The sequence below is a fragment of the Mesorhizobium sp. 1B3 genome (assembly GCF_050958605.1).
In the GTDB taxonomy this organism is placed as follows: Bacteria; Pseudomonadota; Alphaproteobacteria; order Rhizobiales; family Rhizobiaceae.
In genome coordinates, this window is record NZ_JBJHDO010000004.1 from 543,672 (window position 1) to 565,770 (window position 22,099).

A 22,099-nucleotide genomic window follows, 5' to 3' on the forward strand; every position below is an offset into this window, starting at 1 on the left:
TTAATGGAAGGAACGCCCTTTCGGGCGATTCCTCCTCATGTCAGCCCCTTGGTCAGCTCGAGCGCCTGGCGCTCGAACAACCGGCGATAGATGCCGCCCTCCATCCGGATCAGCGCATCATGGTCGCCTTCCTCTACGATCCTGCCCCGATCGAAGACAAGCAAACGATCGAGGGCCCTGACGGTCGAGAGCCGGTGCGCAATGACAAGCGTCGTCCTGCCGACCATCAGCCGTTCCATGGCCTGCTGGATCAGGACCTCCGATTCCGAATCGAGGCTGGAAGTCGCCTCGTCGAGGATCAGGATCGGTGCATCCGCCAGGAACGCCCGCGCGATCGCGACACGCTGGCGTTCGCCGCCAGAGAGCTTGACGCCCCGCTCGCCGACCAGCGTCGCATAGCCCTTCGGCAGCCGCATGATGAAGTCATGCGCGCTGGCAAGACGAGCTGCGTGTTCGATTTCCGCCTGCGTCGCCTGCGGCCTGCCATAGGCGATATTCTCGGCCAACGAACGATGGAACAGGATCGGCTCCTGCTGCACGATCGCGATCTGCTGCCTGAGCGAGGACTGCCTGACGGCCGCGATATCCTGCCCGTCGATCAGGATCTGACCGGCACTGAGATCGTAGAGCCGCTGGATGAGCTTCACGAAGGTCGTCTTGCCGGAGCCCGAATGCCCGACGAGCCCGACCCGCTCGCCTGCCTCGATCGTCACGGAGAAGTCCTTGTACAAGGGGGTCTCGTGGTTGCCGTAATGGAAGGTGACCCGCCGGAAGTCGATGCGGCCATCCGTGATGGCGATCGGCTGCGCGCCGGGCCGGTCCTCGATGCCGAGCGGCTGAGCGTGGATGTCGGCCAATTCTTCCATGTCGTTCACCGAACGCTGCAGGTTGCGCACATGCATCCCGACATCCCGGAGATAGCCTTGCAAGACGAAGAATGCTGTCAGCACGAATGCGATGTCGCCGGCACTCGCCTGTCCGTCCACCCACAGCGAGAGGGAAAGCCCTATCACCGCAAGCCGCAGCGCCAGCAAGGTGATGCCTTGCGCCGTGCCGTTGACGGTGCCGCGCGTCCATGTCCGCCAGGTTCGATCGCGCCATTTGGCGACGACGGCAGCGAGCCGGCTGTCCTCGCGCTCTTCAGCCCCGAATGCCTTGACCACCGCGTTGCAGCTCACCGCATCGGCGAGCGCTCCGCCGACGCGTGTGTCCCAGCGATTGGCTAGGCTGGCCGCCGGCGCGACATATGCCAGCGAAAGCGACACCGTGATAGCGATGTAGATCAGAGAGCCCGTCGCCACGATCGCCCCCATCATCGGCCAATACCAGCCGAGCAAAAGCGTTGAGCCGACCAGCATGACAAGCGACGGAAACAACGCCACCAGCAGGGTGTCGTTGAGAAGGTCGAGCGCCCACATGCCGCGCGTCACCTTGCGAACGGTCGAGCCGGCAAAGGAATTCGCGTGCCAGTCGGTCGAAAAGCGCTGGACCCTGTAGAAGGCATCCGCCGCAATGTCGGACATCATCTTCAGCGTCAGGTCGATCACCGTCTGAAACGCCACATGCCGCATGAGGATGGCCCCGTACGCCAGGGCGATCAGCATGGAAAACGCCGAGACGGCCGCATTCCAGGCGACCTCGTTGCTCGCCGCCCCCGACGCCACTGCGTCGACCAGGCGCCCGGAATAGAGCGGCGTCAGCACGTCGGCCGCCGTGGCCAGCAGGACCGCAATGACGATCACGGCCAGGCGGACGGGCTGACTATGCCAATGCCGCATGGTGAAAGCAAAAACACTACGGAATGCGCCACCGCGCAAATCGATGCGAAAACGGGTCATGATGTTGTCGGGCGCGGCAGACGCCCGGTCCCAGTATGAGTTGGTTGAAAACACCCGCAGCGAAGGCAGAGCCTTCGGAAGAAGCGGTTGCGAGGCAAGAACCGGCAGGGATCTCCCCGGTGGCGACCGGGGCAGGCGAAAGCCTAGCCTGAAATGGTCCTGTGTCCGGTACGGCCCATGGCCCGACCGAACGCTCGGGAACTAGGCCGAACGGCCTCGTGCAGCGATGTCAAATCCTGGCATTCGTCCCCTCCTCAAAAGGAGATTCGCGGGACGCCGTCTATAAACGAGTTCCGCGGCGCCGCCAATATGCCGGCTCGCGAAAAAACCGGCTGGCACAATTCTTGCGGTTGATCTGATATAGCGGGTGCAACCCGCCACGCCTGGAATCTAGCCACCGTCCCGAAAGCGGTTGGTTATCGGATATCGACGATCCCGACCGAAGTTCTTCTTTGTGATCTTGACACCAGGCGCGGCCTGCCGGCGCTTGTATTCGGCCACATAGAGCAGATGCTCAACCCGGGTCACAGTCGCCTTGTCGTGGCCGCGCTTTACGATATTTTCGACACTCATTTCATGCTCGACGAGACATTCGAGGATGTCGTCGAGCACGGGATAAGGCGGCAGCGAATCCTGGTCCGTCTGGCCGGGACGCAGTTCCGCCGATGGCGCCTTGTCGATGATGTTACGGGGGATGACTTCACCCGACGGTCCCAATGCCCCAGGCGGAACATTGCCGTTACGCCAGCGCGCCAGCGCATAGACCTGCATCTTGTAGAGGTCCTTGATGGGGTTGAAGCCGCCATTCATGTCGCCGTACAGCGTGGCGTAGCCGACCGACATTTCGCTCTTGTTGCCGGTCGTCACGACCATCGAGCCGAATTTGTTGGAGATGGCCATCAGGATCGTGCCGCGAGCACGGCTCTGCAGATTCTCCTCGGTGATCCCCTCGGACGTGCCCTCGAAGAGTTGCGTCAAAGCATGGGAAAAACCTTCGACGGGCTCGAAGATCGGCACCACGTCGTAGCGGCAGCCGAGAGCACGCGCGCATTCCTCCGCATCCCTCAGCGACTCGCTCGACGTGTATCGATAAGGCAGCATGACCGCACGCAAGCGCTCTTCACCCAAGGCATCGACCGCGAGCGCGGCACAGAGCGCGGAGTCGATCCCGCCCGACATGCCGATGACGACATTCTTAAAGCCGTTCTTATTGACGTAGTCGCGCAGCCCGAGCATGCAGGCGCGGTAATCGGCTTCTTCCTTCTCCGGGATCCGCGCCATCGGTCCCTCGACGCAGGCCCAGCCGCCGTCGCCTCTCCTGTTCCAGGTCGTGACGACCAGCGCTTCCTCGAACTGGCTCATCTGGAAAGCCAGCGACTTGTCGGCGGCGATCGCGAAGGACGCGCCATCGAAGACCAACTCGTCCTGGCCGCCGAGTTGGTTGGCGAAGATGAGCGGAAGGCCGCTCTCGATGACCTGGCGGATCGCCACCTGGTGGCGCACATCGACCTTGCCTCGATAGTAGGGCGAGCCGTTCGGGACGAGCAGGATTTCCGCGCCGCTCTCGGCGAGAGTCTCGCAAACGCCCAAGTCGCCCCAGATATCCTCGCAGATCGGTATTCCAAGCCGAACCCCGCGGAAATTGACCGGCCCCGGAAGATCCGGCCCGGCCACGAAAACCCGTTTCTCGTCGAACTCGCCGTAATTCGGCAGATCGACCTTGAAGCGTTCGGCAAGAATCTTTCCGCCGTCCGCGACGACGATCGAATTATGGATGCCGCTCTTGCGCTTGAGCGGCGACCCGATGATCACGCCGGGACCGCCATCGGCGGTATCCCGGGCAAACTCCTCGACCGCCTTCTCGCAAGCGGCAAGGAATGCGGGCTTCAGCACGAGATCCTCCGGCGGATAGCCCGTGATGAAGAGCTCCGTGTACAATACGAGATCCGCACCCTGCCGCGCGGCATCGGCTCGCGCTTCGCGCGCCTTGGAGAGGTTGCCTTCTATATCCCCGACGGTCGGGTTCAACTGGGCGACAGCGATGCGGAGAATATCGGGCGTCTTGGTCATGCCGTCGGTTTAGCGTGAGCGGCGGCAACCGGCAATGCCGATCGTCCGCCGCTATTCTCCCATATATTGGCGCAAAGCTTCAGGCGGATTGTTCGCGCCGATCGACATCGCGAGGATGCGGGACAGATGCGCGTAAGGCAGTCCGGTTTCCTCCTTCCATAGGTTGAGCTGCCACTGGATGCGTGCGAGGTCGCGCTTGGAGGAAGGGTTCTCGGCGATCTCCACCCCGGCGTCGCGCAGGGCCGCCCCCATATCCGCAGAAATGATGAATGTGTCCCAGCCGATCCAGCGCAGGAAATACTGGCCCGTATTGCCGCCGAGGCGGCTTCCGTGTTTGGCGAGATAGGCTGTAAGACCGATCTGGTCGTCGGCCGGCCATTCGGCAAGGAACCTGCCGAAGCCGCCATGCTCCTTCGAAACGTTTTCGACGAAGGCCGCGTTCTCCTTGACCGATCTGATCTTCTGCGGATTGCGCACGATGCGGCTGTCCGAAACAAGGTCGTGCCAGAAATCGTCCGGCTGGAACAGGAGCCGCTTGGGCTCGAACCCCAGGAATGCCTCCTCGAAGCCCGGCCATTTCTGCTCGATCACGCGCCACACGAAACCGGCGGCGAAAATGCGTTCCGCCATGATGGAAAGTATACGATCATCGGTCAGGCGAGCGGTAGCGCCATTGTCCGGCACAGGCCCGAGCAGTGAAGTAAGGACCGCGTCTCCACCCTTGCGCCTCGCGGCTCGGGCGCGGATCTCGGCGAAATCGAGCATGGCCGGCTCCTCCATCTTGATGTCACGAGGATTCCTATATGGAATCGTCACCGCCTGGGAGGGGCCGCAGATTCTCCGCGTGCTAGACCGGCAGGCCGAACAGTCGTTCGGCGACCGCGATCCCCCAGACACCGAGCGCGAGCACGATCGAGATCAGGACGGCCAGCGAGCCGCAATCCTTGGCGAGCTGGATATCGATGTTGAATTCGCGGCTGATCGCATCGCAAGTCGCCTCGATCCCCGTGTTGAGCACCTCGACCATGATCAGAAGAAGCAGGGACCCGATCAGAAGCGCAAAGCCGCGCCAGCTCTCGGCAATGAACCACGCAAGCGGGAGCGCGATGAGCAGCAGCGCGATTTCCTGCTGGAACGCCTTCTCCGTGCGGATCAGCCTGCGAAACGCTCGTACCGAGTTCTGAAATGCCTTGATGAGCCGTTCCATTCAGGCTGGATCCCCTTCGGCCGTTGGGAAAGGGATCCGTTTACAGCAAATGCAGCCTAATGGAAGAGATAGGAATCGAAGGCGAAGAAACCCATCTGCTTGGAAGCGTGGACCCGTTCGGCCTTCGCGGCTTCGCCGGCGGCGCCATAAGCGAAAAAGATCGGCATGAGATGTTCGTCGGTCGGATGGTTCTCCGCCGGGAAAGGCGCCCTCTGCTTCCAATTCATGACCGCATCCCTGTCTCCGGCGGCAAGCCGGTCGGCAAACCAGTTCGTGAACGCGTCCACCTTGCCGGCGAGGACCGGGTCGACCAGAGCCCCATGCCTGAACACCGTAAAGAAGGCGCGGAGGTTGTGCGTGATGTGGCCGGAACCGATCAGCAATATGCCTTCCCTGCGCAAGTCGCTGACGGCTTCGCCGATCGCGTAGTGCCAGGCGGCATCGCGCCGGGGGTCGATGGACACCTGGACCACAGGGATCCCGGCATCGGGAAAAGCGAGCAGCAAGGGCGTCCAGGTGCCGTGATCGAAGCCTCTCTTCTCATATGTGTGTGGATCGAGGCCCGCCGTCTCCAATCTCTCGACGACGGCTTGCGCGAGCAAGGGGTCACCCTTGGCCGGATAGACCATCTTGTAGAGTTCCGGAGCAAATCCGCCGAAGTCATGGATCGTCGTGGGGTCGGGGTCGGTGACCACGGCCACGCCGTCCGTTTCGAAATGCGCGGAGGCGACGACGATCGCTTTCGGCTTGGCAGGCAACAGCTCCGGGAGCTTTTTGAGGAAAGTCCTGGCAGGCGTGTCGTCCAGCACGATGTTGGGCCCGCCATGGGAAATGAACAGCGTCGGCATCGAGGTCATGGGTTATCTCCTTGTCAGAGATATAGCCGGACCCAGACCTTACGATCAGACGACGAAAGCTCGACGCAGCGTTCAACATTACCGAACGGCTGGCTAACGCGCGTCAACCGTCGGTGGCGATCTTTGGCGAGGAACGTTCGAACTGCGGGAGGCCGTCATCAATGGAATAATAGTCGCCCTTGCCGGCGACGAAGATGTGACACTCCCCCTTCAATCCGGAAGGCTGCTCGAAAGCTCCGGCCATCACCGAAATCTCGTCGAGTTGGTTGTGCTTCCAAAAGAGCAGCGATCCACAAGTCCTGCAGAAGCCCCGTCGAGCCAAGTCCGATGCGGCAAACCAGGTGACATGATCAAAACCACGAATATCGATGTCGGCGTCCGCCACATTGGTAGCCGCGTAGTAATGGCCACTCTGCTTCCGGCATTGAGAGCAGTGGCAATAGACGACCCCTCGCAACGCTCCCTTGGCCGAGAAGCGCACCGCGCCACATAAGCATGAGCCCGAATGGACTTCCTTCATTGCATCCTCCGATTGGAGCGCCCTGCATTGGGAAGAGACGCACCGACGCCTTGTATCTACCTTTCGCCCATCCCGAAATCGATTCCGATTGTCCGGTCGCAAGAACGATCCCCTTTGACCTCGCTCGGGCAGACTGCCGACGCAATCTTGGCGAGTACCGCGCAAAGGCGGAACGAACCTCCCGATCAGCAGGCCAGCGCCCGTGCGGATTGCGCCGGCGTTGGCCAAAAAAGGTCTATCCGGCACATTAGTCGTTCTAGATATTGCTGGTGAAACAACTGCTTCGAATATGACGTTTACGGAAACTTTAATTTACTGTGCCAAACATGCACAGGGAAATGCTTACCTTGCCTTGCGCCTGCCGACATGCGACGCAGCATGTGACTCCAAGGGGTCGGGGAATAACAAGATGCAACCGGCTGTTGCCCAGAACGAACAACGTGTCGCGCCCGATATCGCGACCACCATAGCAACGACGATGCGGCAAATGGGCGTCGTCGGGCTGCCGCGCAACTACGAGATCTTCTACGAGGCCATGACAGGCTCGAACCCGGAACTCAGCCTTGAATTCGTGACCTTGAGCAAACGGCCGACACAGATTGAGCTCGACCGGATCGGGCAGAAGTATTTTGCCCAGAGCCACGGCCAGGGCATTGTCGAGAATGCCCGGGACGTCATCGCTCGCGAACTCGAGGAAGTGGCCAAACTCCTGCGAAACGGCCAGAGCCACATCCAGAAATACGGCAGGATCCTGCACGAGACGTCGTCCGGACTGGAGAACCGCACTGCGATGAGCCGCGAATTGCTGCAGAAGATCGTCGGCGTGGTTTCCACCGCCACGACATCGACGATCGAGCGCGGCCAGGAGGTTGCCGCTACGCTCGGCGAGAAGACGGCAGAACTCGAAAACGTCAAGTCCAAGCTCGAGGAATACAAGCGCCTCGCAGACACCGACCCGCTCACGCATATCTGGAACAGGCGCGCCTTCGACAAGGAAATCGCCAAAATCTACGATGACAAGAAGAGCATCGCCTTCGGCGCCCTGATTCTTGCCGATATCGATGCCTTCAAGGAGATCAACGACCGTTTCGGCCATCCCGTAGGCGACAAGATCCTTCAGATCGTCGCCAACATCTTCAAATCGACCGTCCGCGACGACATGTTCGTTGCCCGTACCGGCGGCGAGGAATTCGCCATCATCGTGGCCGGCAGCGGCGAGGACACGACGGCACAGATCGCGGACCGCGTGCGCGTCGCCGTGGAACAGACGGTCTTCGCGAACAAGCAGACCGGCGTGAACTATGGGCCGATCACCATCTCGATGGGGGTGTGCATGGCCGCCGACGCGGAAGGTCCGGACGATCTCTACGCAAAGGCAGACAGAGCGCTATACGCCTCCAAGGTGGCGGGACGGAACCGCGTCACGAAGTTCTCCGCCATACCGGAGCATCGCACCGGAAAGAACTGGCTGATCTACAAGACGGACTGAGATGAGAAGCCGTTCTGCACCGTCGGGCAGCCGGCCGCTTTGGAGCGGAATGGATCCCCGGATCACCTCCGGCTTCGCTCGCCTGCGGGTCCGGGGATGACGAAGCTTCTATGTCGGTGCCAATCGCCAGCGTTGGCGATTTGGGACAGGCCTTCAATGCAGTCGTCATCCTCGGACGGGAGCTCGCGCCAGCGGGCGAGCTGATCCGAGGATCCATTCCGCTCCTAAGCGGCCGGCTGTCCGACGGTGAAGAAATATGCGCCAGGCAAAAGGGCCGCGCAACGGCCCTTTTCATGAGTGGCATTCGCGCCGGCAATCTCAGCCGTTCACGGCCTGCTTCTGCGCGGTACCCGTCTGCTTCTTCCTGAGAAGATCGGAAACCAGGAAAGCAAGCTCGATCGCCTGATCGGCATTGAGCCGCGGGTCGCAATGGGTATGGTAGCGATCCTGCAGTTCCTCGGCCGTGATGGCGCGGGCGCCACCCGTGCATTCCGTCACGTTCTTTCCCGTCATCTCCACATGGATGCCGCCGGGATGCGATCCTTCGGCGTGGTGGACATCGAAGAAGGATTGCACCTCCTTCAGGATGCGCTCGAACGGCCGCGTCTTGTAGCCGGCGGCAGTAATGGTGTTGCCGTGCATCGGATCGCATGACCAGACCACCTTTCGGCCCTCGCGCTGGACAGCCCGGACCAGCTTGGGCAGATGATCCTCGACCTTGTCGAAACCGAAGCGGGCGATCAGCGTCAGCCGGCCCGGCTCATTCTCCGGATTCAGCAGGTCGATGAGCTGCAGGAGGCCGTCGGGCGTCACCGACGGACCGCATTTCAGCCCGAGCGGGTTCTTGATGCCACGGCAATATTCGACATGGGCGTGATCTGCCTGTCGGGTACGGTCGCCGATCCAGATCATATGGCCCGAGGTCGCGTACCAATCCCCGGAGGTCGAGTCGACGCGCGTCAGCGCCTCCTCGTAGCCGAGCAGCAGCGCTTCGTGGCTCGTGTAGAAATCGGTCTCACGCAGCGCAAAGTTCGTCTCGGAGGTGATGCCGACCGCACGCATGAAATCCATGGTCTCGGTGATACGATTGGCAAGTGCCTCGTAGCGGTCGGCCTGCGGGCTGTCCGCTACGAAACCAAGCATCCATTTATGGACGTTCTCGAGGCTTGCGTAGCCGCCCTGCGCGAACGCCCGCAGCAGATTGAGGGTCGCGGCCGACTGCCGATACGCCATTTCCTGCCGCGCGGGATCGGGCAGGCGCGACTTCTCGTCGAACTCGATGCCGTTGATGATGTCACCACGATAGGACGGCAGGGTCACCGTCCCCTTCGTTTCGATGTCTGAGGAACGCGGCTTGGCGAACTGCCCGGCGACACGCCCCACCTTCACCACCGGCTGGGAGCCGGCGAAGGTGAGCACCACCGCCATCTGCAGGAAGACGCGAAAGAAGTCCCGGATATTATCTGCGCCATGCTCGGCGAAGCTCTCGGCGCAATCGCCGCCCTGAAGCAGAAAGGACTGGCCTTCGGCCACGCTCGCCAGTTGCCTCTTCAGCTTGCGCGCTTCACCTGCAAAAACGAGCGGCGGAAAGGTCGCCAGTCGAGCCTCGGTTTCGGCCAGCACGGCCGGATCCGGATAGGCAGGCACCTGCTGGATAGGCTTCGCTCTCCAGGAATTCGGCGACCATTTCGTCATGACAGCACCCAAACTTCTCGTCGCGGTCGTTGTCGTCCGCATAAGACCCGGCTTTCCCGGGAACGCGGCTCCTTACCTGATGTCAGGCTTTTATTCTAGACCGGAATCATGGCCGGCGCGACGGAGCAGAGGCGCGAGGCAAGCGCATTCTTGCCGCGTTATTCGCTCTGCGCCTGTCCAGGTGACAAATTCATTTGACTTTGACGTTAACGTCAATGGTATCGTCTCCCCAAATCGGTAGAAGGCGCGACCGAATGCCCAGTCATGCCGTTGATCCCTTTGTTTCCTTAAATGACCCCACCGGAGGGGCATCACAGTCGTCCGGCGATGCTCTCCGGAGCGACATCTCGTTCCTCGCGAAGGACGGCTTTCCCCTCGCCGGCACTCTTTTCGAAGGCAGCGGCGATGGCCCGCTGGTCTTGATTTCCTCGGCAACCGCGGTGCCTCGCGGTCTTTACGCCGCCTTCGCCGCCGCAATCGTCAAGGCCGGCGCCCGCGCCGCGCTCATCTATGACTACCGTGGTACCGGCGGATCGGTTCGCCCGCGAGGCTGGAGGGCACGCATCGGCATGAAGGATTGGGCGCTCCTCGACCTGCCTGCGGCCGCCGATGCCCTGAGCCGGACCGCCCCCGGTCATTCGATGGTCGGCGTCGGCCAGTCCTTCGGCGGCCAGGCCTTGGGACTTTGCGGCATATCTGGCCGCTTTGTCCGCTACGGCATGATCGCAACCATGTCCGGCTATTGGCGGGGGCTCGACGATCGGCTGGCAGGCCCGCGCATGTTCCTGCTCGGCGTGCCCGTATCGTTTCTGTTCCGCGACGTGCCGCGTCGGCTGGGCGTCGGAGAACCTATTCCCAGCAGCGTGTTTCGCGACTGGGCCCGCTGGTGCAGCATGCCGGACTACTTCTTCGACGATCCGTCCGTTCCAGAAACTTCGCGCTATCGGGAAGTGACGACTCCGATCCTGGCGCTCGGCTTGACCGACGACATATGGGGCACGAAGCGCGCCGTCGCGGCTCTGATGCGGCACTATGAGAATGCACCCATCGAGGAACGCTGGCTGTCGCCCGAAGACGCCGGAGGCCAGAAGATAGGCCATCTCGGCTTCTTCCGCTCCCGCTTTTCCGCCAGCCTTTGGCCTCCATTCATCGCCTGGCTCCTCGCCGGCGCGCCAATGACCCTAGGTACTAGACGTTAGACCAGGCGAACCTGCACTGACGGACGCAGCCGCGCCGGAGTCTCAGCGCTTATTCCACTCTCTTTCCGTTGCGGACGCTGTAGCTCGGCTTGTACATCGTGACCAGCTCTTCAGCCGCAGTCGGATGCAGCGCCATGGTCCGATCGAAATCGTCCTTGGTCAGACCCGCCTTCAGGGAAATGCCGAGCAGTTGCGCCATTTCGCCAGCGTCCGGCCCGAGCACATGGGCGCCCACGACCTGGCCGGTGGAGTGGTCCACGACGAGCTTCATGATCATCTTTTCGTCGCGACCGGCCAGGATATTGCGCATGGGCCGGAAGGCGGCGCGATAGATGTCGATCTGTTCGAACCGGGAACAGGCCTCGTCTTCCGACAAGCCGACCGTTCCGATTTCAGGCTGGGAAAATACCGCGGTCGGGATGCACTCGTGATCGGGATTGGTCGGATTGTTCTTGAAGGCCGTCTCGACGAAACACATCGCTTCGTGGATCGCCACCGGCGTGAGCTGCACCCGGTTGGTGACGTCGCCGATCGCCCAGATGTTCTCGACATTCGTGCGCGAATAGGCGTCCACGAGGATCTCGCCGATTTTACCGGTCTCCACCCCTGCCGCCTCGATACCGAGATTTTCCGTGTTCGGAAGGCGGCCCAACGCCAGCATGAACTGATCCGCGCCCAGGCGTTCGCCGTTGGAGAGCAGGATGTCGAGCCCTCCGTCAGGCCGTTTGGCCACCCACTCGCCGACGGCCTGCAGAATTATCCTGATGCCCTTCTGCTCCATCGCCTCGTGCAGGCCACGCCGCAGGTCCATGTCGAAACGGCTCAGAATTTCCAGGCCGCGATAGACCAGCGTCGTCTCGACCCCCAGCCCATGGAATATGTTGGCGAACTCGACGGCGATGTAGCCGCCCCCGGCGATGACAATAGATTTGGGAAGTTCCGGCAGGTCGAAGGCTTCGTTGGAGGAGATGCAATGCTCGCGACCGGGAAGCGCCTCGTGCGGATTGGGTCGGCCGCCGGTCGCGATCAATATCTGGTCCGCCGTTACCGTGCGGCCCTCCGTTTCGATGAATATGGTGTGTGCGTCGACGAGACGGGCGCGCGAATGGAAAATCTCACCACCCGCACCTTCGACGTTTTTGCGATAGATCCCCTCCAGCCGGGTGATCTCGCGTTCCTTGTTGGCGACGAGCGTCCGCCAGTCGAACTTCGCGTCCGGCACCGTCCAGCCATAGCCGGCCGCATCGGCGAAATGTTCGGGAAATTGCGAGGCATAGACATAAAGCTTCTTCGGAACGCAGCCGCGAATGACGCAGGTGCCGCCGAAGCGATACTCCTCCGCAATGGCGACTCTTTTACCTAGCCCCGCCGCGACCCGCGAGGCGCGCACGCCTCCCGAACCGCCGCCGATGACGAAGAGGTCGTAGTCATATTTGGCCATCGCGATCATCCCTCGAAGCAAGACAAGCGAGACGACAGGTAGAGGTGCCGCCGCCAAAATAAAAGCCCGGCCAACGGCCGGGCTGGTGTTTCGACAAGGTCGCGAGCGTCAAGAAGCCTCAGTTCGAGGTGCCCTGTGCAGGTGTGGCCGTGCCTGCGGGAGCGGCCGGATCCGTGGGCGCGGGCGTGACCGGCTGAGACGTGATCGGCGACACCTTGGCCAGTTCCTCGCCGACGGTTTGGGCGAGGTCGCGGGCCACGCCGCGCTGCCAGATCTCCGCGGCCTGGATCACCTGGCGGGTCACGATCGGTCCTTCGGTCAGCAGCTTCTTGCCAGGGCCGGAATTGTAGAAGGCGGCGATCGCCGTCAGCTCTTCTTCGGTGAAGGCACGCGTATACACATTCGCGGCTTCCTTCTCGAGGTCCGCGCGGCGCGCGGCCATCGCCAGCGTCTTCTCGTCGACTGTCTTGGTGATCAGCTGCTGCAGATCCGGATTCTTCTGGATGAGCTCGGCTTTCAAGGCGGCGGCCGCCTGAGGCAGGATCACATCGAACTGATCCGTGGCATTGAGTGCGTCGAGAGCGTCGCGGGCAGCCTTGACGTGCGTTTCCGAAGCATCCTGCGCGGCGGCGGGAAGGGCGAGCGCCATAACCGTAGCGGCGGCGACGGCTGCGGAGAGATGGCGAACGCGGTTGACCAAGGTCATGATGATGAGAACTCCCTATTGACGGGTGGCGTGCAGGGTTTCGATGCCGTCCGCTCCCGCGACGATCGCAGCGGTTGCCATCCCGAGAAACAATCCGTGCTCGACCACGCCGGGGATGGCGTGAAGTGCTTGAGAGAGCGCTCTTGTATCTGGAATGCGGCCAAAAGATGCATCGAGGATCAAATGTCCGCCGTCTGTAACAAAAGGCGCGGCGTTGGCCATGCGCAATTTGACCGCTCCGGAAAGGCCAAGCCCGGCGGCCGCCTTCTCGATGGCGATCGCGGTCGACGCGAGACCGAATTTATTGACTTCGATCGGCAGAGGAAATGCACCCAGCGTGTCGACCAGCTTTGAACGGTCGGCGATGACGATCATGCGGGTGGAAGCGGCAGCAACGATTTTCTCGCGCAGCAGCGCTCCGCCGCCGCCTTTGATCAGGGAAAGCGCAGGATCGATCTCGTCGGCGCCGTCGATGGTAAGATCGAGTTCCGGCGTCTCCTCGAGGGTCGACAATGTGATGCCGAGTTCGTCGCAGAGTTTCGCCGTGCGTTCGGATGTGGGGACGCCGGTGATGGTCAGGCCGGCCGCAACCTTTTCGGCCAACAGCCGGACAAACTCTTCAGCCGTCGAGCCCGTGCCGATGCCGAGCCGCATGCCGTCGGTCACGTGACCGAGCGCCACGCGCGCAGCTTCGATCTTCAGAGCCCTTGCATCCATCGGTCGATCGTTTTCCCTGTCATTCCCCGCGCGGCTCCTAGCATCTTTGGCGGGAACGGCAAAGGTTTTCTCCGGCATCCACCGTCCGAGTCTTGCCGGCTGCCTCCCAGGCAGGCTATCGCAATTCGCACTGGACATGGAAATCGATATGACCCGACCCATTATCGTCTTCGATCTCGACGGCACACTCATCGATACCGCACCCGACCTGCTCGACAGCCTTAATCACAGCCTCGAGGCGGGCGGGTTGGTGGCGGCCCAGTCTTCCCAGCTTCACGGCTTCATCGGCCACGGCGGCAAGGTGATGATCGAAAAAGCCTTTGCCGCGCAGGGCAAGCCCCTGGCCACCGACGAGCACGACAGGCTCTATGAACTTTTCGTCGACCATTATAACGGCAACATGCCCGGAAAGTCCGTGCCCTATCCCGGCGTGCTGGACGCCCTCGATCGATTCTCCGATGCCGGTTACCTGCTCGCCGTCTGCACCAACAAGTTCGAGATGATGGCCGTGCGGCTCTTGACCGAACTCGGCATCGCCCACCGCTTCCGCTTCATTTCCGGCCAGGACACATTTCCGTATCGCAAGCCGGACCCGCGCCACCTTACAGACACCATCGAGCGTGCCGGAGGGGATCTCGGCCGATCCCTGATGGTCGGCGATTCGCGCACGGACATCGACACGGCCAAGGCAGCCGGCATTCCGGTGGTCGCCGTGGATTTCGGTTATACGGATCGCCATGTGCGCGAATTCGAACCCTCGGCGATCATCTCCCATTTCGGCGAACTCACACTCGGCCTCGTCGACAGGCTGATCGCAGCAAGTCGCCGCTGAGATTGTGGGGATATTGCCGCCGATCCGCGCTTGACTTGCGCTGCCGCTGTCTCCTATATCGCGGCACGCTTGACCCCTTGGGGGTCACTGGCGGGCGATTAGCTCAGCGGGAGAGCACACCCTTCACACGGGTGGGGTCGCAGGTTCAATCCCTGCATCGCCCACCATTCAGCATCCTGAAATCGTCGAACGTTTCAGCCGACGCTGAATAGGGTATCGCGGCGTCCCAGAGACGATGGCGCGTCTTGGGGCGACACTTTCTTGAAGCTGTTATGTCCGCTTTGACGTGGACAACCTCTCCTACGGCACCACACTCGCAGTACGCTCGTTAAGGTCATTGAGCGAGGATGGCTGGCGCTTGCTTTTCAGCAGATGCGCCGTTGCGAGAGGCCCCCAGGCCCGCAACCGGAGTCCGGCAAAGCCCATAAGTATAAAATCCATAAAATGATTTAATATTCGATGAACACGAAACGCTCTCATAAGTACAATAAACCACTGGTTGATTTATTTCTGAATTTCGAAAATGACCCAATATCCAAATATAAACAACTATCGGTTGATTAACTTCGACTCGGTCAGAGATACCCCTATAGGTATAACGGAACATCATTGATGTTAACTTCAGATTGATAAGATGCACGTCAAAAAGGTGGCGTTAAATCTTTTCTCGGTTGGAATGTGATCCGACTGCAGGCCTGCCTCCGGGCCCTTGCCATCTTTTTGCCGTCCAGCGGCACTGAATTTTCAGCAAAATCGCCGCAGCCCAAATTGTTTGGCGATAATATGTTACGATTCATAATAATACCGAATAACCTGATGTGAATTGCGCCAAAAGCTCATCGCCGTTAGCCAGTTCTAGTCCATGCGATCTAGCTGGTTCTAGTCCATGCGATCTAGCTGGCTTTGTCGGGGACGGACCTAAGCCCGCGAACTGGCCGGCAAATCAACTGTCATCACTTCAGTAAAAGGACCACAAAATGGCCATTGATCCTGCTCGCTTCGGCTTGCCCGATGCATCCACAACCGGCGTAAAGGCCGGGACAACGCTCAAGCCGTATAGTGGCCCGATGAACATCACCGAGGACGGCACGGTCATCGAGAACGCCATCATCGACGGAACGCTTTCGGTCAAGGCGGCGAATGTCACGATCAAGAACAGCGTCATTCAGAATTTCGCCTGGTGGGGGATCGAAGGTGAAGGCGCTGAAAACCTTCGTGTCGAGAACAGCGAGTTCGTCGGATTGGGCGCCACGGAAGCCACAAATTCCGCGATCCTCGGGTCGGGCACGTTTGTCAATAATGACATTCAAGGCGTGGCGATCGGCATCCAGCTGACCGACGGCGCCAGCACGGTCCGCGGCAACTACATCCACGATCTAGCCAGCAACGCCGCCGACCCGCACTATGATGGGATCACCGCCCTCGGGGGGCAGAGCAATGTCCTGATGGAGGGCAATTCGATCATCGTGCCTCAAGATCATGGCACGGCTTCGATCCTGATCCAGAACACCTTCGGCCCCGTCAGCAATGTCATGGTCCGGGACAATCTCATGCTCGGGGATCCGTCATACTCGCTGTATGTGGATGCATCGAGGGATGGTGGCCCCATCACGGGAGTGACGGTCGAGGACAACTATGTCGATCAGGGAGCCTACGGCTACTTCTCGGTCACGAACTCGGACCCGATCATCCGCAACAATGTCCAATGGCAGGAGGGCGTAGACCCGACACCTTATCCGACCGACCAGAGCGCCACGACAGAAACGGCTCCGGCCGAAACTGAGGCCACGTCAGATGCGGCTCCGACCCAGCCTGAGGACACGTCGGATGCGGCTCCCGCCCAGCCTGAGGACACGTCGGATGCGGCTCCCGCCCAGCCTGAGGACACGTCGGATGCGGCTCCCGCCCAGCCCGAGGGCACGTCGGATACGGCTCCCGCCCAGCCCGATGACACGTCGGATGCGGCTCCCGCCCAACCCGAGGACACGTCGGACGCGGCTCCGGCCCAACCCGAGGACACGTCGGATGCGGCACAGCCCGAAGCTACAGGCGGCGCAGGCAACGATAGCTGCGGCGATCATGGCGATCATGGCGATCATAAGGACACGTTCGTGTTCGACACGGCCATCAGTGACTCGAACAAGGTCGACCGGATCACCGATTTCTCGGTGGCGGATGATGTCATCCATCTCGACAACGCGGTGTTCACGGCATTGGCCGACACCGGGGCGCTCGCCGACTCGGCCTTCGTCAAGAACAAGGCCGGGCTCGCCCAGGATGCCAATGACCGCATCATCTACGAGACCGACACGGGCGAGCTGTACTACGACGCCAACGGCAGTGCCGCCGGCGACTCGATCCACTTCGCAACCCTGAAGGCGCATTTGGACCTCGCCGCAGCCGACTTCACCGTGATCTAATAGCACCGGACGATTATCCGAGATCCCTGCCCAGAGCAGCGGCACCGAAATTCCGGTGCCGCTGCTCGACGCATTGGACGCGGGTGTGGCAGGTCCCGTCCTGAGTCACCCAGCATATCCATCCTGAGATCGTTGGCCTGACGATTTCCGACTAACGCCCGCAGAACTTTGGCGGCATCGAGATGAGGCACGCAGCATTGTCTGCGCCCAACATTATGCCTCATGAAGAAGAGTGATTGTCGGTCGCTGCACGCAGGTAGTTGCCGCGGAGTTCGGCGACGATCGCGCCACGGGCAGCCTCGAACCAATGTTCGTCACTCTAACGTGCCACGACTTTTCGAAACTGCCGTAGCCCGCTTGGGCATCGGCCAGTGATCGGCAACTCCACTACTTTGTCGCTATCAGCCATCTCAATAGCCGGAAAGCGCAGAAAGTGGGCGACGCAGAGGAGCATCGTGACGACAACTGATGCTTGTTTTTCGGCAGACACGCTTTCGTAAAAGTAGATTCCCCCCGGAACCCCGATTCCATCGAATCACCTAAAAGTATAACAAATCATCTAATTACTTAACTTCAGATTGTTAAATAATACGTCCATAGGTACACGTATCTTTCGGGATACCGAACTTACGATTGATCCATGGTGCGTCAAAAAGGCTGCGAATAACCTTTTTCACCATCAAATTGTGATCCAAATGCAAGAAACGCCTGTGGTTGATTGCCATTTTTTTGCCGCTAGATTCCATTGAAAAACCAGAGCAAATCGGCATCTACCTAAATTTTTGGCAGGAATATGTTACCTACCATAATAATACAAAATAATCTGATGTGAATTGCGCCAAAAGCTGAGCGCCACTAGCCAGTTCTAGTCCATGTCATCTAGCCGGCTTGGTCAGGGATGGACCTAAGCCCGCGAACGGACTGGCGAAAATCAACTGTCATCAATTCCAAAAAGGACCAAAAATGGCCATTGACCCTGCTCGCTTCGGCTTGCCCGATGCATCCACAACCGGCGTAAAGGCCGGGACAACGCTCAAGCCGTATAGCGGCCCGATGACCATCACTCAGGACGGCACCGTCATCGAGAACGCAGTCATCAATGGAACGCTAACGGTCAAGGCGGCGAACGTCACGATCAAGAACAGCGTCATTCAGAACTTCGCATGGTGGGGGATCGAAGGTGAACATGCCGCCAACCTTCGTGTCGAGAATAGCGACTTCATCGGATTGGGCGCCACGCAAGCCACCAACTCCGCGATTCTCGGGTCAGGCACGTTTGTCGGCAACGACATTCAAGGCGTGGCGATCGGCATCCAGCTGACCGATGGCGCAAGCACGGTTCGCGGCAACTACATCCACGATCTCGACAGCAACGCCGCCGACCCGCACTATGATGGGATCACCGCTCTCGGGGGGCAGAGCAATGTCCTGATGGAGGGCAACTCGATCATCGTGCCTCAGGATCATGGCACGGCTTCGATCCTGATCCAGAACACCTTCGGCCCCGTCAGCAATGTCACGGTCCGGAACAATCTCATGCTCGGTGATCCATCGTATTCATTGTATGTGGATGCATCGAGGGATGGTGGCCCCATCACGGGAGTGACGGTCGAGAATAATTATGTCGATCGCGGGGCTTACGGCTACTTCTCGGTCACGAACTCGGACCCGATCATCCGCAACAATGTCCAATGGCAGGAGGGCAAAGACCCGACGCCCTACCCGACGGACCAGGGCACAGCGCCGGAGACAGACCAGGGCACTGCGCCAAATCCGGCTCCGACTGAACCCACGCCCACTCCGACGCCCACTCCTACGCCGACCCCGACACCCACGCCTACTCCGGACGACCGCACGATTACGGGAACGAGCGGAAACGATTCCCTATCGAGCAAGGGGCTGGCAAGTGCGTGGAACGAGAAGTTCCTTGGCCTTGCAGGGAATGACACCCTGACCGGCGGCGCCGGCGCGGATCATCTCGATGGCGGCGCGGGCATCGACACCGCCAGCTATGCAGGCTCCGATGCCGCGGTCAATGTCCGGCTCGATACCGGCAAGGCCTCCGGCGGCCATGCGACCGGCGACAAGCTGGTCAGCATCGAGAACCTGACCGGCTCGAGCCACAATGACACGCTCCGCGGCAATTCCGGCAACAACGTGCTGGATGGCGGCAAAGGCGCCGACTATATGGCGGGTGGCGCCGGCAACGACACCTATGTCGTGGACAACGCCAAGGACGTCGTGTTCGAAGCAGGCAGGGGCGGCGGCCGGGATACGGTCAAGTCGTCGGTCAGCTACACCATCGCCTCCAACGTGGAAGAGCTGCATCTGACCGGCACGGCCAATGTGAACGGCACCGGCAACACCGGCAGCAACGTGCTGCGCGGCAACTCCGGCAACAACGTCCTGAACGGCCACAATGGCGACGATGTCATCAATGGCGGCCTCGGCAACGACACGCTGACCGGCGGCTATCAGAAGGACACCTTCGTGTTCGACACCGCCCTCAACGCCTCGAACAATGTCGACCGGATCACCGACTTTTCGGTGGTGGATGACGTCATCCATCTCGACAACGCGGTGTTCACGGCGCTGACCAAAACCGGGGTGCTCGCCGACTCGGCCTTCGTCAAGAACACCACCGGGCTCGCCCAGGATGCCAACGACCGCATCATCTACGAGACCGACACCGGCGAGCTGTACTACGACGCCAACGGCAGTGCCGCCGGTGGCTCGGTACACTTCGCGACCTTGAAGGCCCACTTGAACCTCACCGCGGCCGACTTCGTCGTGATCTAGTAATCCCGGATACTGTCCGAGATACACGCTACCGGAGCAGCGGCGCCGAAGTTCGGCGCCGCTGCTCTCAATCTTTTCGACATCGAAGGCGTAGCTGGCTTACAGCGAGGCTGACAAAGAGAGAGGCCACAGAAGCCTCACGCCCCCCGGAACACCTGGCCGGACGGCGCGTTCTGCAGGACATCGCAATAGCGAAAGGTCCTGCCGATGGCGCCGCGTCCCTTCTGGAAGGGATATCTCAAGCTCTCCCTCGTGACATGCTCCGTGGCAATGACACCGGCCACCACCGAGAGCGGGAAGGTTCGTTTCCACACCCTCAACCGCAAGACGGGGAACCGTGTGGTCAGCCAATATGTCGACGCCGTAAGCGGCAAGCCCGTGGACGAAGACGACGAGGTCAAGGGCTACCCGCGTGGTGAACAGGATTACGTGCTGCTCGAAGACGAAGAGCTGGATGCGGTGGCTTTGGAGAGCACACGCACGATCGACATCGACATGTTCGTGCCCGCCGACAGCATCGGCTGGATCTGGTACGACAAGCCGCATTATCTCACGCCAGATGATCCCGTTGCAGAGGAGGCGTTCTCCGTCATCCGCGATGCGATGGGTTCGACCGGCACGGTAGGGATTTCGCGGCTTGTACTTTATCGACGCGAGCGAGCGGTGATGCTGGAACCGAAAGGCAAGGGCATCGTGCTCTGGACGCTTCGTTATGGTGACGAGGTCCGCGAATCCGAGGACTATTTCGAGCGGATCGGGGCTGCGGACAAGGATCCCGAGTTGGCGAAACTTGTCGGCAAGCTGATCGAGGAACGCATCAAGCCGTGGGATCCATCTATGGTGGAAGATCCCGTCCAGGAACGCCTTCTCGATGTCATCGCCTCGAAGAAGAAGAAACGCTCGAAAAAGCCGGCCAAGGCGACTCTGGAAACCGAGGAGCAGCCGAGCAACGTCATCGACATCATGGATGCCCTGCGCAAGAGCATCGGGTCGGGCTCGAGGAAGCGTAAGTAGCCCTCCCCCGACGGATCACCGCGCGTCATACCGGCCGAGGCCTCCCTTCTCCACCAGCTTGTATCCGAACCTGCCGCGAATGAATGCATTGAAGAACCGGCCTTTGGAAAAGGCTTGCCGGAAGCGTGCATATGTTTCGGGAGGCACACCTTCATAATCGTAACGGCTGCCACTCGCCACGAACCACACCGAGAGCGTGCGCGTTGCCGGATTGTATTCAGCCTTGCGAATTGAGGTGGAAGGCATGGTGCCTGCCCTTGGCGCGTCGCGCCCATTCGGCGCTGCAAAAATGCTTCAGCCTGCCTTGCGTCGCGGAGCGGCTTCCCTGGTCTTTCCCGACTTCTTGGATTTCGTCTTGGCAGGCATTTTCTTCGAGGTCCTTTTCCCGGAAGCCCCTGCGCTTCGCCGCAACGCGTCCATGAGATCGACCACTTTTTCCGTTTTGGCCGGCTTCCGGACCTCGACTTTCTTGCCCTCGAGCTTGGCCTTCACAAGCTCCTCGAGTGCAGTTTCGTAGCGGTCGTCGAATTTGGTGGGGTCGAACTTTCCCCGTTTCGTATCGATGATGTGCTCGGCGAGTTCGAGCATCTCGCCTTCGATCTTGATATCGGGGATTTCTTCGAACGCATCCTTCGCAGAGCGCACTTCGTAGTCGAAGTTCAACGTGGTGGCGACCATGCCTTCGTCGTAGGCCCGAACCAGCAATGTGCGGACCCGTCTGAACAGGACGGCCTGCGCGATCGCCGCCACGTTCTTCTTGCGCATCCCTTCGCGGATCAGCGCGAAAGCCTCCTCGGCATGAACGTCCGAGGGGGCGAGGTAGTAAGGTCTCTCCAAATAGACGTCATCGATGTCGGAACATCGCAGAAAGGCCGAGATCGTCAATGTCTTGTCGTTCTCGGGAACCGCTTCGGCGACCTCTTCGGGTTCGAGCGTCACGTATTCCCCTGCCCCGAGTTCATAGCCTTTGATCTGATCGTCGTCCTCAACCTGCTTGCCGGACTTGCTGTCGACGAACTGGCGACGAACGCGATGCCCCGTTGCTCTGTTTATAGTATGGAAGCTGACCCGTTCCGATGTCGACGCGGCAGTGTAAAGCGCAATCGGACAGGTTACTTCCCCAACCTTCAAAGTCCCTTTCCAATTCGCTCGCGGCGCCAAGATACACCCTCGAAATTGCGGGCGGGAAAAGACATCCCGCATCTGGGCGAACGTGCCGCGCGACGAGTTGTTCCATGAACCTGCCAACCGCGACAATTGGAGTGAGAGCATTTCGCAGCCGACCGGATTCGGTC

General features: G+C 60.6%; 18 protein-coding genes and 1 tRNA gene. 7 read left to right on the top strand and 12 right to left on the bottom strand.

Features of this window, described 5'->3' with window-relative positions; translation table 11 throughout:
- Positions 1–35: 35 nt before the first annotated feature.
- The 6 genes from ACCO56_RS14525 to ACCO56_RS14550 form a co-directional block, all read right to left on the bottom strand.
- On the bottom strand, positions 36–1,838 hold the full coding sequence (locus ACCO56_RS14525; protein WP_433641459.1) for an ABC transporter ATP-binding protein: 1,803 nt from the start codon (positions 1,836–1,838) through the stop codon (positions 36–38).
- A 390-nt stretch (positions 1,839–2,228) separates the two neighbouring features.
- Positions 2,229–3,908 (bottom strand): NAD+ synthase, encoded by a 1,680-nt coding sequence (locus ACCO56_RS14530; RefSeq protein ID WP_433641460.1) that lies wholly within the window; start codon positions 3,906–3,908, stop codon positions 2,229–2,231.
- A gap of 51 nt (positions 3,909–3,959) precedes the next feature.
- Positions 3,960–4,673: a DNA-3-methyladenine glycosylase I gene (locus ACCO56_RS14535; RefSeq protein ID WP_433641461.1), complete on the bottom strand. Its 714-nt coding sequence runs from the start codon at positions 4,671–4,673 to the stop codon at positions 3,960–3,962.
- An 82-nt stretch (positions 4,674–4,755) separates the two neighbouring features.
- Positions 4,756–5,115, bottom strand: a complete 360-nt coding sequence (locus tag ACCO56_RS14540; protein WP_433641462.1) for a diacylglycerol kinase — start codon at positions 5,113–5,115, stop codon at positions 4,756–4,758.
- A 56-nt stretch (positions 5,116–5,171) separates the two neighbouring features.
- On the bottom strand, positions 5,172–5,972 hold the full coding sequence (locus ACCO56_RS14545) for a DODA-type extradiol aromatic ring-opening family dioxygenase (RefSeq protein WP_433641463.1): 801 nt from the start codon (positions 5,970–5,972) through the stop codon (positions 5,172–5,174).
- A gap of 103 nt (positions 5,973–6,075) precedes the next feature.
- A complete protein-coding gene (locus ACCO56_RS14550; RefSeq protein WP_433641464.1) occupies positions 6,076–6,492 on the bottom strand; it encodes a GFA family protein in 417 nt (138 codons plus the stop codon).
- Between the two features lie 409 nt (positions 6,493–6,901).
- On the opposite strand from ACCO56_RS14550, the gene ACCO56_RS14555 reads away from it, so the two are divergent.
- Entirely contained in the window at positions 6,902–7,981 is a 1,080-nt protein-coding gene (locus ACCO56_RS14555) for a GGDEF domain-containing protein (protein WP_433641465.1), read from the top strand.
- Between the two features lie 318 nt (positions 7,982–8,299).
- Here the strand turns inward: ACCO56_RS14555 and ACCO56_RS14560 are convergent, their stop codons facing one another.
- Positions 8,300–9,676 (bottom strand): class II 3-deoxy-7-phosphoheptulonate synthase, encoded by a 1,377-nt coding sequence (locus ACCO56_RS14560; protein ID WP_433641466.1) that lies wholly within the window; start codon positions 9,674–9,676, stop codon positions 8,300–8,302.
- Positions 9,677–9,930: 254 nt separating this feature from the next.
- Here ACCO56_RS14560 and ACCO56_RS14565 point away from each other — a divergent pair, with 254 nt between their 5' ends.
- A complete protein-coding gene (locus tag ACCO56_RS14565; RefSeq protein WP_433641467.1) occupies positions 9,931–10,875 on the top strand; it encodes an alpha/beta hydrolase family protein in 945 nt (314 codons plus the stop codon).
- A 49-nt stretch (positions 10,876–10,924) separates the two neighbouring features.
- Here ACCO56_RS14565 and gor read toward each other — a convergent pair whose 3' ends face one another.
- From gor to rpiA, 3 genes are all read right to left on the bottom strand, one after another.
- On the bottom strand, positions 10,925–12,316 hold the full coding sequence (gor, locus tag ACCO56_RS14570) for a glutathione-disulfide reductase (protein ID WP_433641468.1): 1,392 nt from the start codon (positions 12,314–12,316) through the stop codon (positions 10,925–10,927).
- Between the two features lie 118 nt (positions 12,317–12,434).
- Positions 12,435–13,022, bottom strand: coding sequence for a DUF2059 domain-containing protein (locus ACCO56_RS14575; protein WP_433641469.1), 588 nt, complete (start codon positions 13,020–13,022; stop codon positions 12,435–12,437).
- 15 nt (positions 13,023–13,037) lie between these two features.
- Positions 13,038–13,739: a ribose-5-phosphate isomerase RpiA gene (gene rpiA, locus ACCO56_RS14580; RefSeq protein ID WP_433641470.1), complete on the bottom strand. Its 702-nt coding sequence runs from the start codon at positions 13,737–13,739 to the stop codon at positions 13,038–13,040.
- A 148-nt stretch (positions 13,740–13,887) separates the two neighbouring features.
- On the opposite strand from rpiA, the gene ACCO56_RS14585 reads away from it, so the two are divergent.
- The 5 genes from ACCO56_RS14585 to ACCO56_RS14605 all read left to right on the top strand — a co-directional run bounded on the left by ACCO56_RS14585 (position 13,888) and on the right by ACCO56_RS14605 (position 20,804).
- The gene (locus ACCO56_RS14585) at positions 13,888–14,571 is read left to right on the top strand and encodes a phosphoglycolate phosphatase (RefSeq protein WP_433641471.1); all 684 of its coding nucleotides are present in this window, start codon (positions 13,888–13,890) and stop codon (positions 14,569–14,571) included.
- 92 nt (positions 14,572–14,663) lie between these two features.
- A tRNA-Val gene (locus tag ACCO56_RS14590) sits at positions 14,664–14,738 on the top strand.
- A gap of 810 nt (positions 14,739–15,548) precedes the next feature.
- The gene (locus tag ACCO56_RS14595) at positions 15,549–16,991 is read left to right on the top strand and encodes a right-handed parallel beta-helix repeat-containing protein (protein WP_433641472.1); all 1,443 of its coding nucleotides are present in this window, start codon (positions 15,549–15,551) and stop codon (positions 16,989–16,991) included.
- A 963-nt stretch (positions 16,992–17,954) separates the two neighbouring features.
- The gene (locus tag ACCO56_RS14600; protein WP_433641473.1) at positions 17,955–19,790 is read left to right on the top strand and encodes a hypothetical protein; all 1,836 of its coding nucleotides are present in this window, start codon (positions 17,955–17,957) and stop codon (positions 19,788–19,790) included.
- 207 nt (positions 19,791–19,997) lie between these two features.
- Positions 19,998–20,804 (top strand): Ku protein, encoded by an 807-nt coding sequence (locus ACCO56_RS14605; protein WP_433641474.1) that lies wholly within the window; start codon positions 19,998–20,000, stop codon positions 20,802–20,804.
- A gap of 15 nt (positions 20,805–20,819) precedes the next feature.
- Here the strand turns inward: ACCO56_RS14605 and ACCO56_RS14610 are convergent, their stop codons facing one another.
- A complete protein-coding gene (locus ACCO56_RS14610; RefSeq protein ID WP_433641475.1) occupies positions 20,820–21,050 on the bottom strand; it encodes a KTSC domain-containing protein in 231 nt (76 codons plus the stop codon).
- 48 nt (positions 21,051–21,098) lie between these two features.
- Positions 21,099–22,007 carry a Ku protein gene (locus tag ACCO56_RS14615; protein ID WP_433641524.1) on the bottom strand — a complete coding sequence of 303 codons (909 nt, stop codon included), beginning with the start codon at positions 22,005–22,007 and terminating at the stop codon, positions 21,099–21,101.
- Between the last annotated feature and the right edge of the window lie 92 nt (positions 22,008–22,099).

What these genes read in the sequence shown, in the direction of transcription:
- ACCO56_RS14525 (WP_433641459.1), bottom strand. Translation starts at nt 1,838, where the DNA reads ATGACCCGTTTTCGCATCGATTTGCGCGGTGGCGCATTCCGTAGTGTT.
- ACCO56_RS14530 (WP_433641460.1), bottom strand. Translation starts at nt 3,908, where the DNA reads ATGACCAAGACGCCCGATATTCTCCGCATCGCTGTCGCCCAGTTGAAC.
- ACCO56_RS14535 (WP_433641461.1), bottom strand. Translation starts at nt 4,673, where the DNA reads ATGCTCGATTTCGCCGAGATCCGCGCCCGAGCCGCGAGGCGCAAGGGT.
- ACCO56_RS14540 (WP_433641462.1), bottom strand. Translation starts at nt 5,115, where the DNA reads ATGGAACGGCTCATCAAGGCATTTCAGAACTCGGTACGAGCGTTTCGC.
- ACCO56_RS14545 (WP_433641463.1), bottom strand. Translation starts at nt 5,972, where the DNA reads ATGACCTCGATGCCGACGCTGTTCATTTCCCATGGCGGGCCCAACATC.
- ACCO56_RS14550 (WP_433641464.1), bottom strand. Translation starts at nt 6,492, where the DNA reads ATGAAGGAAGTCCATTCGGGCTCATGCTTATGTGGCGCGGTGCGCTTC.
- ACCO56_RS14555 (WP_433641465.1), top strand. Translation starts at nt 6,902, where the DNA reads ATGCAACCGGCTGTTGCCCAGAACGAACAACGTGTCGCGCCCGATATC.
- ACCO56_RS14560 (WP_433641466.1), bottom strand. Translation starts at nt 9,676, where the DNA reads ATGACGAAATGGTCGCCGAATTCCTGGAGAGCGAAGCCTATCCAGCAG.
- ACCO56_RS14565 (WP_433641467.1), top strand. Translation starts at nt 9,931, where the DNA reads ATGCCCAGTCATGCCGTTGATCCCTTTGTTTCCTTAAATGACCCCACC.
- gor (WP_433641468.1), bottom strand. Translation starts at nt 12,316, where the DNA reads ATGGCCAAATATGACTACGACCTCTTCGTCATCGGCGGCGGTTCGGGA.
- ACCO56_RS14575 (WP_433641469.1), bottom strand. Translation starts at nt 13,022, where the DNA reads ATGACCTTGGTCAACCGCGTTCGCCATCTCTCCGCAGCCGTCGCCGCC.
- rpiA (WP_433641470.1), bottom strand. Translation starts at nt 13,739, where the DNA reads ATGGATGCAAGGGCTCTGAAGATCGAAGCTGCGCGCGTGGCGCTCGGT.
- ACCO56_RS14585 (WP_433641471.1), top strand. Translation starts at nt 13,888, where the DNA reads ATGACCCGACCCATTATCGTCTTCGATCTCGACGGCACACTCATCGAT.
- ACCO56_RS14595 (WP_433641472.1), top strand. Translation starts at nt 15,549, where the DNA reads ATGGCCATTGATCCTGCTCGCTTCGGCTTGCCCGATGCATCCACAACC.
- ACCO56_RS14600 (WP_433641473.1), top strand. Translation starts at nt 17,955, where the DNA reads ATGGCCATTGACCCTGCTCGCTTCGGCTTGCCCGATGCATCCACAACC.
- ACCO56_RS14605 (WP_433641474.1), top strand. Translation starts at nt 19,998, where the DNA reads ATGGCGCCGCGTCCCTTCTGGAAGGGATATCTCAAGCTCTCCCTCGTG.
- ACCO56_RS14610 (WP_433641475.1), bottom strand. Translation starts at nt 21,050, where the DNA reads ATGCCTTCCACCTCAATTCGCAAGGCTGAATACAATCCGGCAACGCGC.
- ACCO56_RS14615 (WP_433641524.1), bottom strand. Translation starts at nt 22,007, where the DNA reads ATGCGGGATGTCTTTTCCCGCCCGCAATTTCGAGGGTGTATCTTGGCG.